Source organism: Streptococcus sp. HMSC076C08 (genome assembly GCF_001810825.1).
Taxonomy (GTDB): domain Bacteria; phylum Bacillota; class Bacilli; order Lactobacillales; family Streptococcaceae; genus Streptococcus.
The window spans coordinates 138,242-149,991 of record NZ_KV802721.1 but is presented as its reverse complement, the minus strand read 5'-3'; the positions used below and the strand labels follow the sequence as shown (position 1 = coordinate 149,991).

At 41.4% G+C, this 11,750-nt stretch carries 8 protein-coding genes and 1 tRNA gene; all 9 read left to right on the top strand.

Annotated features, from left to right (window positions below):
* Position 1: 1 nt before the first annotated feature.
* Positions 2 to 1,384: a 3-isopropylmalate dehydratase large subunit gene (gene leuC / locus HMPREF2766_RS02285; protein WP_070567515.1), complete on the top strand. Its 1,383-nt coding sequence runs from the start codon at positions 2 to 4 to the stop codon at positions 1,382 to 1,384.
* A 9-nt stretch (positions 1,385 to 1,393) separates the two neighbouring features.
* Positions 1,394 to 1,987 (top strand): 3-isopropylmalate dehydratase small subunit, encoded by a 594-nt coding sequence (gene leuD, locus HMPREF2766_RS02280; protein ID WP_070567513.1) that lies wholly within the window; start codon positions 1,394 to 1,396, stop codon positions 1,985 to 1,987.
* A 26-nt stretch (positions 1,988 to 2,013) separates the two neighbouring features.
* Positions 2,014 to 2,793 (top strand): L-threonylcarbamoyladenylate synthase, encoded by a 780-nt coding sequence (locus HMPREF2766_RS02275; protein WP_000160503.1) that lies wholly within the window; start codon positions 2,014 to 2,016, stop codon positions 2,791 to 2,793.
* Between the two features lie 155 nt (positions 2,794 to 2,948).
* Entirely contained in the window at positions 2,949 to 4,664 is a 1,716-nt protein-coding gene (locus HMPREF2766_RS02270) for an McrB family protein (protein WP_001083684.1), read from the top strand.
* On the top strand, positions 4,651 to 5,955 hold the full coding sequence (locus HMPREF2766_RS02265) for an McrC family protein (protein ID WP_070567512.1): 1,305 nt from the start codon (positions 4,651 to 4,653) through the stop codon (positions 5,953 to 5,955). Before HMPREF2766_RS02270 ends, HMPREF2766_RS02265 begins: the two co-directional genes overlap by 14 nt.
* Positions 5,956 to 6,128: 173 nt before the next feature.
* Positions 6,129 to 7,115, top strand: coding sequence for a GMP reductase (locus HMPREF2766_RS02260; protein ID WP_070567510.1), 987 nt, complete (start codon positions 6,129 to 6,131; stop codon positions 7,113 to 7,115).
* Positions 7,116 to 7,182: 67 nt separating this feature from the next.
* Positions 7,183 to 7,254: transfer RNA gene (locus HMPREF2766_RS02255), tRNA-Arg, on the top strand.
* Between the two features lie 181 nt (positions 7,255 to 7,435).
* Entirely contained in the window at positions 7,436 to 8,134 is a 699-nt protein-coding gene (gene rnc / locus HMPREF2766_RS02250; RefSeq protein ID WP_070567509.1) for a ribonuclease III, read from the top strand.
* Complete coding sequence (gene smc, locus HMPREF2766_RS02245) at positions 8,125 to 11,664, top strand: chromosome segregation protein SMC (protein ID WP_070567507.1); 3,540 nt, start codon at positions 8,125 to 8,127, stop codon at positions 11,662 to 11,664. Before rnc ends, smc begins: the two co-directional genes overlap by 10 nt.
* Positions 11,665 to 11,750 lie beyond the last annotated feature (86 nt).

The following is an 11,750-nucleotide window of genomic DNA, read 5'->3' as shown; positions in this document are numbered from 1 at the left end:
GATGGCAGGAAAATCGATTTTTGATAAATTATGGGACCGCCATGTCATCACAGGAGAAGAGGGGCAGCCCCAACTCATGTATGTGGACCAGCACTATATTCATGAAGTGACCAGTCCTCAAGCTTTTCAAGGATTAAGAGATGCGGGCCGCAGATTGAGACGACCAGACTTGACATTTGGGACCTTTGACCACAATGTCCCAACGGTCAATATCTACGATATTCGAGATGTGATTTCCAAAGCACAAATTGATAAACTAGCTGAAAATGTTGAGGAGTTTGGGATTGAACATGCAGCCCACGGTTCTGAAAAGCAAGGAATCGTTCATATGGTTGGTCCAGAGACAGGACGAACCCAACCAGGGAAGTTCATCGTCTGTGGAGATAGCCATACAGCAACCCACGGAGCTTTCGGAGCTATCGCTTTTGGGATTGGGACCAGTGAGGTCGAGCATGTCTTTGCTACCCAGACACTCTGGCAAGTTAAACCCAAGAAAATGCTGGTAGAATTCACTGGTGTTCCTCAAAAAGGAGTTTATTCTAAGGATTACATTCTCGCCTTAATTGCCAAGTACGGCGTTGCCTGTGGTGTTGGCTATGTGCTTGAATATCGTGGAGAAGCCATTGATGCACTGACCATGGAAGAGAGAATGACCATCTGCAATATGTCCATCGAGTTTGGCTCCAAGATGGGAATTATGAATCCAGATCAGACCACCTATGACTATCTCAAGGGACGGGAATGTGTTCCCGAAGCTTTTGAGGAGGCTGTGGCGGATTGGAAAACCCTAGTCAGCGATGACGATGCTGTTTATGATAAGGTTATCCAGATGGATGTCTCAGACCTAGCTCCTATGGTGACTTGGGGAACCAATCCTGCTATGGGCGTTGACTTTGACAGTAGCTTCCCAGAAATTAAGGATATGAACGATGAGCGAGCTTATCATTACATGAACTTGGAACCAGGTCAAAAGCCAGAGGATATTGAACTAGGATATATTTTTATCGGGTCTTGTACCAATGCTCGGCTCAGTGACCTACAACTGGCTGCGCGATTTGTAAAAGGGAAGAAGATTGCTCCCAATCTAACAGCAATTGTAGTACCAGGATCGCGTCCTGTCAAACGAGCTGCGGAGAAGTTGGGCTTGGATAAGGTTTTCTTAGATGCTGGCTTTGAGTGGCGAGACCCAGGTTGCTCTATGTGCCTAGGGATGAATCCGGACAAGGTTCCTGATGGGGTTCACTGTGCCTCAACCAGTAACCGCAACTTTGAAGACAGACAAGGATTTGGTGCTAAAACCCATCTCTGCAGTCCAGCTATGGCAGCTGCGGCAGCTATTGCAGGGCGTTTCGTAGATGTTCGGCAAATGCCAGAGGCCCAGTAAGGAGAGGATATGGAGAAATTTACAGTTTATACGGGAACGACCGTTCCTCTCATGAACGATAACATCGACACCGACCAAATACTCCCCAAGCAGTTTCTCAAGTTAATTGATAAAAAAGGCTTTGGTAAGTACCTCATGTATGCTTGGCGTTATCTGGACGATAACTACACTGAGGATCCAGACTTTGTCTTTAACCGACCTGAATATCGTAAAGCCAGTATTCTTATCTCGGGGGATAACTTTGGGGCGGGGTCTTCGAGGGAACACGCAGCTTGGGCTCTAGCTGACTATGGTTTTAAGGTCGTGATTGCAGGTTCTTTCGGGGACATTCATTACAATAATGAACTCAATAATGGCATGTTGCCCATTGTTCAGCCTAGAGGGGTTAGAGAGAAACTAGCCCAACTTAAACCGACCGATCAGGTAACTGTGGACTTGGAACAACAAAAAATCATCTCACCAGTCGGAGAATTCACTTTCGAAATTGATAGCGAATGGAAACACAAGCTTTTAAATGGTTTGGATGATATCGGAATTACTTTGCAGTATGAAGATTTGATTGCAGCCTATGAAAAACAACGACCGGCCTACTGGCAGGATTAGAAAAATAGAAAAGGAAATATAGAACTATGACAAAACACATTCAATGGAACGGAACACTTTCACAAGAAGGCTATGACATTTTAAAAGGTGAGGGCGGGTGCATTGTTTGCCCTACAAAAGTTGGTTACATTATCATGACTAGCGATAAGGCAGGTCTTGAACGCAAGTTTGAAGCCAAAGAGCGTAACCGTAACAAACCAGGTGTTGTACTTTGTGGTAGCATGGATGAGCTTCGCGCTTTAGCACAACTCAATCCAGAAATTGAAGCCTTCTACCAAAAACATTGGGACGAAGACATTCTCCTCGGTTGTATCCTTCCATGGAAACCAGAAGCTTTTGAAAAACTCAAAGCATACGGTGATGGCCGTGAGGAGCTCATGACAGACGTTCGTGGTACTAGCTGTTTTGTCATCAAGTTTGGTAAAGCTGGTGAACAATTGGCTGCTAAACTTTGGGAAGAAGGTAAAATGGTCTATGCCTCATCAGCCAACCCATCTGGAAAAGGAAATCGTGGTAAGGTAGAAGGAATCGGAGAACGTATCGAAGGAGCAGTGGACCTTGTCATCGAAGCAGACGACTATGTGGCATCCATCCAACCGGACAAAACAATCGAAACTCGCTACGAGCAAGGTGTGATGGTGTCTATGGTCGATAAAGACGGAAAACTCATCCCAGAACAAGGAGGAGCCCGTTCAATCTCACCAGCGCCAGTTGTTATCCGCAAAGGGCTTGACATTGATAAAATCATGATGCATTTGTCAGATACCTTTAACTCATGGGACTACCGTCAGGGAGAGTATTACTAAGATAAAAAAAGAAGTCTAGTGTTAAGAGTCATTGAAGCTCCTAACGCTGGGCTTTTTTTAGAAGTTCTTTTCTTTTTCTATAGGATATGATATGCTATAGATGAACTATATATTAATAGAACTTACTTGTGAAAGTAAATTAAAGGAGTATTCAAATGAACAGTGAGCAAAATAACTATTTTTTTGTTGGTACAAAATTTGGTGATGATGATTATCTTGAATATTTTATGAAAGAAGGAAAGTGGGAATTAGGATGGCATAATAACGAGGAAAATAAACAGTATCAAAGAATGTTAAAGTTGTTTAATAAAATTAAACCAGGTGACGTTTTATTTGCTAAATCTACATATGTCAAAAAGAAGAATTTACCTTTTGTAAAGAAAGATGATTTAAAGGTTTCTGTGATGAAAATTCGTGGAATGGCGACTGTTAAAGAGGTTTTAGATGATGGGCATACCATTATTGTTGCTTGGAAAAAAGAGTATATAGAGAGGGAGTGGTTTTTCTTTACGGGGCAAGAAACAATATGGTTTCCATCAGATATTAAGTATCGAACTAAAGAGACTAACCAGTTAATAAAATTTGCAGCAAGTGATGAAATCATAATTCAAGACTATGACTATTTTTTGAATCATCCTAATTGGAAAAAGTATAAAAAATTAGAAAGTGAAACTATGTTAAGGAATGATTTTTTATTTAATTATAGTGGTATATTAAAAAAATCCAAAAACCTCATCCTCCGTGGTGCACCTGGCACAGGAAAAACTTATCTTGCTAAAGAAATTGCTAAAGAATTAACGGGTGGCAACGAAGACCAAATCGGATTTGTACAATTTCATCCATCCTATGATTATACTGATTTTGTAGAGGGGTTGAGACCTGTATCAAATGGTGATGGAGCTATCGAGTTTAAGCTAGAAGATGGTATTTTTAAGAAGTTTTGCCAGAAGGCTAAAGAAGCTCAGAAAACTGGAGGCCAAGATAATTTTGAGGAAGCGTGGGATCTTTATCTTGAATATGTAAATAGCAGAGATGAAAAAGAATATTTGACAGAATTTTCCTATCTCACAGTAAATAGTAGAAATAATTTTAATATCAATTATGAAACTAAAGCCCAAGGAACTTGCTTAACAAAATCTTATGTTTATGAACTCTATAAAGATGAAAAATATCTGAAACAGCCTTATTATCGTAATCAAGGAAAAAAAGTCCTAGAAACATTGAGAAAGAGATTTGGTTTGAAAGACTATGTTTCCCCAACAGAAATTGATACTGATAAGAAATTCGTCTTCATCATCGATGAAATCAATCGTGGAGAGATTTCAAAGATTTTTGGTGAACTCTTTTTCTCTATTGACCCTGGTTATCGTGGTGAAAAGGGAAGTGTTTCTACCCAATATGCTAATTTACATGAGACTGATGACAAGTTTTATATTCCTGAGAATGTCTACATCATCGGAACAATGAATGATATTGACCGTTCAGTAGATACCTTTGATTTTGCTATGCGTCGTCGTTTCCGTTTTGTTGAAGTTACTGCCGAGAGTCAAGTTGGTATGCTTGATGACGTGCTTGGTGATAAAGCCGAAGAAGCAAAAACTCGTCTAAGAAACTTGAATGCTGCTATCGAAAACGTTCAAGAGCTAAATAGTCATTATCATATCGGACCAAGTTATTTCCTTAAGTTGCAGGATGTGGATTTTGACTATGAGTTACTCTGGTCTGATTACCTCAAACCTCTATTGGAAGATTACTTACGTGGTTCTTATGAGGAGGCCGAAACTCTGGATACATTGAAAAAAGCATTTGATCTGACAAATAACGAGCAAACAGTTCAGCAAGATACTGGTGATAATGATGCGTATAACTGATAATCAGCATAAAATTGCTAAAGAAGACTTTGTAGCAGAATATCCCAAACTAAGTCAAGCGCTTCTTGATAGAACACTGGATAACCTTTCTCGAGAGGACCGTATCTTTATTTTCCCGAATGATTTGATGAATTCTCCTGATTTAGACAAGGACCAAAAGATTTTGGAAACAGTTAATCAGGAAATCAAGACAGGAAACGTAATTGGTTTTCTTGGATATGGTCAGGAAAGATTAACGATTTCCTCTCGTTTTTCTGATGAAAGTAACGACCATTTTTTGCATTATCTTTTACAAAAGGTTCTTCATATCAATCTCACTAGTTTAGATGTAGCTTTGTCGCGTGAAGATAAGCTCTATCAACTTTTGATGTACCTCTTTCCCAAATATCTGCAAGCTGCTCTCAGAAAAGGTCTTTATAAGGAATACCAAAGATTTTCTCATAACGACAGTCATGTAAAGGGAGTGATAGATGTGGGAAATCATCTTAAGAGAAATGTTCCTTTTATGGGAAATATTGCCTACACAACGAGAGAATTCACCTATGATAATCCCCTCATGCAGCTGATTCGGCATACGATTGAGTACATAAAGACTCAAAAAGGTTTTGGAGCACTACTCGATAGTAATCGTGAAAATGTATCTGAAATCGTGCGTGTAACGCCCTCTTATAAACTAGCTGATCGTGCCAAGATTATTCGGGGAAATCAATCTAAACCTATACGTCATGCATACTTTCACGAGTACAGAAAGTTGCAAGAGCTTTGCCTGATGATCCTAAATAGAGAGAAGCATGGGTTAGGATATCAAGAGCAAAAAATCCATGGTATTCTTTTTGATGTTTCCTGGCTTTGGGAAGAGTATGTTTATACCCTGTTGCCAAAAGATTTCATACATCCTCGAAATAAGGATAAGACGGACGGAATTTCAGTATTTTCTAATCGTGAAAGAAAAGTATTTCCAGATTTTTATCATAAAGAGTTAAAAATAGTTCTAGATGCAAAATATAAAAAACTGGAGTTTACTGAAAAAGGGATCAATCGCGAGGACTTGTTCCAGTTGATTTCCTATTCTTATATTTTAGAAGCTGAGAAAGCTGGTCTTGTTTTTCCGAGCAAGCACAAGGTTGTTGATAATGAGATAGGAAAGCTAGCAGGTTATGGAGCTTTGTTGAAGAAATTGTCTATCCAAATCCCTCAGAATGCTTCATCTTACAATGAATTTTGTAAAATGATGGAAAACTCAGAAGAAAATTTTAAAGCGATTATTGATGAAGAAGTGGGGAGAAAATAGTCTCTTCACTTTTTTGCTATTTATATAAGCAATTCCCGAACAATATAATTTGATTATTGAAAATATTTGACAAAAACTGTACTTTGGTTTATAATAAGTCAAGGAAACGTCGGAAAAAGGCGTAGAGATGCGCAAGCATAGGTAGATCATTACAAAAGAAACGAGACATCGATATGTTAAATGAATTTCCAATTTTTGATTACGAAGATATTCAGTTGATCCCAAATAAATGTGTCATTAAAAGCCGTGCAGAAGCAGACACAAGTGTCACACTTGGAAATCACACTTTCAAACTACCTGTTGTGCCAGCAAATATGCAGACGATTTTGGATGAGAACGTAGCAGAGCAACTTGCTAAAGGCGGTTACTTTTACATTATGCACCGTTTTGATGAAGCGGGGCGCATTCCTTTTATCAAACGTATGCACGATCAAGGGTTCATTGCTTCCATTTCTGTTGGTGTCAAGGATTACGAGTATGACTTTGTTAGCCAGCTCAAGGCTGATGCTCCTGAGTACATCACAATTGATATTGCTCACGGTCATGCGGATAGCGTGATTTCTATGATTCAGCACATCAAGAAAGAATTACCAGGTACATTTGTCATTGCTGGAAATGTGGGAACGCCAGAATCTGTGCGTGAATTGGAAAATGCTGGTGCGGATGCTACTAAGGTAGGAATCGGTCCTGGTAAGGTTTGTATCACAAAGGTCAAGACTGGTTTTGGTACAGGTGGTTGGCAGTTGGCTGCCCTACGCTGGTGTGCCAAGGCTGCACGTAAACCGATTATTGCTGATGGTGGGATTCGTACTCATGGTGATATTGCCAAGTCTATCCGTTTCGGTGCCAGCATGGTCATGATCGGTTCCCTTTTTGCAGGACATATCGAAAGCCCAGGAAAGACGATTGAAGTCGACGGCGAACAGTTCAAAGAATACTATGGTTCAGCTTCTCAATACCAAAAGGGAGCATATAAAAATGTGGAAGGTAAGCGCATCTTACTGCCTGCTAAAGGGCATTTGCAAGACACCCTTACTGAGATGGAGCAGGACTTACAAAGTGCTATCTCTTATGCAGGTGGACGCAAAGTTGCGGACCTCAAACATGTTGATTATGTTATCGTGAAAAACTCTATCTGGAACGGGGATGCTTCACACTAACGGACGCTTAGTTTACCCATAAAAAACTTGTTATTAGAGCAAATTTCTGTTATAATAAGACAAGTTTCCACCCTTAGTGTAATGGATATCACGTAAGATTCCGGTTCTTGAGATGGGGGTTCGATTCCCTCAGGGTGGATGTAAATAGCCTATGAAAGCCTTAAATAAGGCTTTTTATTTATCCTGCCTCAAATTTGCCCCTAAAAATGAAAAGTTTGTTCTAAAAATGCTCAAATCCCCTCTAGTCCCGTTTTAAAGTGACTCAGGGGGCTTTTTTTGATATAATAAAAGAGACTGTTATCAGTTAGAAAGAGGTTGGTATGAAAGAATTACAAACTGTACTAAAGAAGCGTTTTGCAATCGAATTTGCAGATAAAAAGCTACTAGAAACTGCCTTTACTCATACGAGTTATGCCAATGAGCACCGCCTCTTAAAAATTTCACACAATGAGCGCTTGGAATTTTTAGGAGACGCTGTTCTGCAATTATTGATTTCAGAATATCTGTATAAAAAATATCCTAAGAAACCAGAGGGTGATTTGTCCAAGCTCCGTGCCATGATTGTCCGTGAGGAGAGTTTGGCTGGTTTTGCGCGTGATTGCCAGTTTGATCAGTTTATCAAGCTAGGAAAAGGGGAAGAAAAGTCTGGTGGGCGCAATCGTGACACCATTCTTGGAGATGCCTTTGAAGCCTTTTTGGGAGCATTGCTTTTGGATAAGGATGTTGCTAGAGTAAAAGAGTTTATCTATCAAGTAATGATCCCCAAGGTTGAAGCAGGTGACTTTGAAATGATTAAGGATTACAAGACACACCTGCAAGAGTTGCTCCAGGTTAATGGCGATGTGGATATTCGCTACCAGGTGACCTCTGAAACGGGACCTGCTCATGATAAGGTTTTTGATGTAGAAGTTCTGGTTGAGGGCAAGAGTATAGGAAAAGGCCAAGGCCGTTCTAAAAAATTGGCAGAGCAAGAGGCCGCAAAAAATGCAGTTGAGAAGGGGCTGGATTCATGTATTTAAAGGAGATTGAGATTCAGGGATTCAAGTCCTTTGCTGACAAGACCAAGGTCGTCTTTGACCAAGGTGTGACAGCTGTCGTTGGGCCCAATGGTTCTGGGAAGTCAAATATCACAGAAAGTCTGCGATGGGCCTTGGGGGAGTCCAGTGTCAAGAGTCTTCGTGGCGGCAAGATGCCCGACGTTATCTTTGCTGGGACCGAAAGTCGTAAGCCACTCAATTATGCCTCTGTTATCGTGACCTTGGACAATGAAGATGGCTTCATCAAGGATGCAGGGCAAGTCATTAAGGTAGAACGCCATATCTATCGTAGTGGAGATAGCGAGTATCGAATTGATGGCAAGAAAGTTCGCTTGCGTGATATTCATGACCTCTTCTTGGATACCGGTTTGGGACGGGATTCCTTCTCCATCATCTCTCAAGGGAAGGTTGAGGAGATTTTTAATTCCAAGCCAGAGGAACGCCGAGCTATTTTTGAAGAAGCTGCTGGAGTTTTAAAATACAAGACTCGTCGAAAAGAAACAGAAAGCAAACTGCAACAAACTCAGGACAATCTCGACCGCTTAGAGGACATTATCTATGAGTTGGACAATCAAATCAAGCCCCTTGCAAAACAAGCCGAGAATGCTCGCAAGTTTCTCGACTTGGATGGTCAACGCAAGGCTATTTACTTGGATGTACTGGTTGCCCAAATCAAGGAAAACAAGGCTGAACTAGAGCTGACAGAAGAAGAACTAACGCAGGTTCAGGAACTCTTGACCAGTTATTACCAAAAACGTGAAGAGTTAGAGGAAGAAAATCAAACTCTTAAAAAGAAACGCCAAGATCTCCAAGCTGAAATGGCTAAAGACCAAGGAAGCTTAATGGATTTGACTAGTTTGATCAGTGACTTAGAGCGAAAACTAGCCCTATCCAAACTGGAATCTGAGCAAGTAGCCCTTAATCAACAAGAAGCGCAAGCCCGTTTGGCGAGTCTGGAAGATAAGAGAAAGGCTCTAAGTAAGGAAAAGGCTGAAAAAGAAGCGAACTTGGAACAGTTAGAGAAAAGTCTAGCTGAAAACAACAAAGAACTCAATCATCTAGAAGCAGAATTGCTAGCTTTTTCAGATGATCCTGACCAAATGATTGAGCTCTTGCGTGAACGCTTTGTCGCTCTTTTACAAGAAGAAGCGGATGTTTCAAACCAACTGACTCGTATCGAGAATGAACTAGAGAACAGCCGTCAACTATCTCAAAAACAAGCAGACCAACTTGAGAAACTGAAAGAACAACTGGCTACAGCTAAAGAGAAGGCCAGTCAACAACAGGCTGAGCTTGAAACTGCCAAGGAGCAGGTTCAGAAATTATTGGCAGACTACCAAGCTAGTGCCAAGGAGCAAGAGGAGCAGAAAGTTTCTTACCAAGCCCAGCAGAGCCAACTCTTTGACCGTCTAGACAGTCTCAAAAACAAGCAGGCTAGAGCCCAGAGTTTGGAAAACATCCTAAGAAATCATAGTAATTTTTATGCGGGTGTTAAGAGTGTTCTTCAAGAAAAAGCCCGTCTTGGTGGGATCATTGGTGCAGTCAGTGAACATTTGACTTTTGATGTTCATTATCAAACAGCTCTTGAGATTGCGCTAGGAGCAAGCAGTCAGCACATCATCGTAGAAGATGAGAAGGCGGCGACTAAGGCTATTGATTTCCTCAAGCGCAACAGAGCCGGTCGTGCAACCTTCCTTCCTTTGACGACAATTAAGGCGCGTACAATCTCTAATCAGAATCAAGATGCTATCGCATCAAGTCCAGGCTTTCTGGGAATGGCAGATGAGTTGGTGTCGTTTGACAAGAGACTAGAAGCCATTTTTAAGAATTTGTTAGCTACGACGGCTATCTTTGACACAGTAGAACACGCGCGTACGGCAGCTCGCCAAGTTCGTTATCAGGTTCGCATGGTGACGCTTGATGGTACCGAATTGCGCACAGGTGGTTCCTACGCGGGGGGTGCCAATCGTCAAAATAACAGTATCTTCATCAAGCCAGAACTAGAGCAATTACAAAAAGAAATTGCTGAGGAAGAAGCTAACTTGCGGTCAGAAGAAGCGAGTTTGAAGACTTTGCAAGATGAGATGGCGGTATTGGCAGAAAGATTAGAAGCTATCAAATCTCAGGGTGAGCAAGCTCGTATTCAGGAGCAAGGTTTGTATCTTGCTTATCAACAAACCAATCAGCAGGTCGAAGAACTGGAAACGCTTTGGAAACTTCAAGAAGAGGAATTAAATCGCCTATCTGAAGGAGATTGGCAAGCGGACAGGGAAAAATGCCAAGAGCGCCTCGCTACTATCGCCAGTGAAAAGCAAAATCTGGAAGCTGAGATTGAAGAGATTAAGTCTAACAAAAACGCTATTCAAGAACGTTATCAAAACTTGCAGGAACAGATTTCTCAAGCGCGCCTGCTTAAGTCAGAACTGCAAGGACAAAAGCGGTACGAAGTTACTGATATTGAACGCTTAGATAAGGAATTGGATAACCTCAATCTCGAACAAGAGGAAATTCAGCGCCTTCTCCAAGAAAAGGTTGATAATCTTGAGAAAGTGGATACGGATTTGCTAAGCCAGCAGGTGGAAGAGGCCAAAACTCAGAAAGCCAATCTTCAACAAGGTCTGATTCGCAAGCAGTTTGAATTAGATGATATCGAGGGTCAACTGGATGATATTGCCAGCCATTTGGACCAGGCTCGCCAGCAGAATGAGGAGTGGATTCGTAAACAGACACGTGCTGAAGCCAAAAAGGAAAAGGTCAGCGAACACTTGCGCTATCTACAAGCTCAATTAACTGACCAGTACCAGATCAGCTACACTGAGGCTCTAGAAAAAGCGCATAAACTGGAAGATCTCAATCTGGCAGAGCAAGAGGTTAAAGATCTTGAGAAGGCTATTCGCTCGCTGGGTCCTGTCAACTTAGACGCTATTGACCAGTACGAAGAAGTTCACAACCGTCTGGACTTCCTCAATAGTCAACGAGATGATATTTTGTCTGCGAAAAACCTACTCCTTGAGACCATCACAGAGATGAATGATGAGGTTAAGGAGCGCTTCAAATCAACCTTTGAGGCTATTCGTGAGTCCTTTAAAGTGACCTTTAGACAGATGTTTGGCGGTGGTCAGGCAGACTTGATATTGACTGAGGGCGATCTTTTAACAGCTGGTGTGGAGATTTCTGTTCAACCACCAGGTAAGAAAATCCAATCTCTCAACCTCATGAGTGGTGGTGAAAAAGCCCTATCTGCTCTGGCTCTGCTATTCTCAATCATCCGAGTTAAGACCATTCCTTTCGTCATCTTGGACGAGGTAGAGGCGGCGCTGGACGAAGCCAATGTTAAACGCTTTGGGGACTATCTCAACCGCTTTGACAAGGATAGTCAGTTTATCGTCGTAACCCACCGTAAGGGGACGATGGCGGCGGCGGACTCTATCTATGGAGTTACCATGCAAGAATCAGGTGTTTCTAAGATTGTTTCGGTTAAGTTAAAAGATATGGAAGAAACAATAGACTAGTTACCAAATGATAGCATCTCTTATGAGGTGCTATTTTTTTAAACTAAAGTGCTAAATTTTCTCTTACGGTCAGTTCAGGTGCAAAA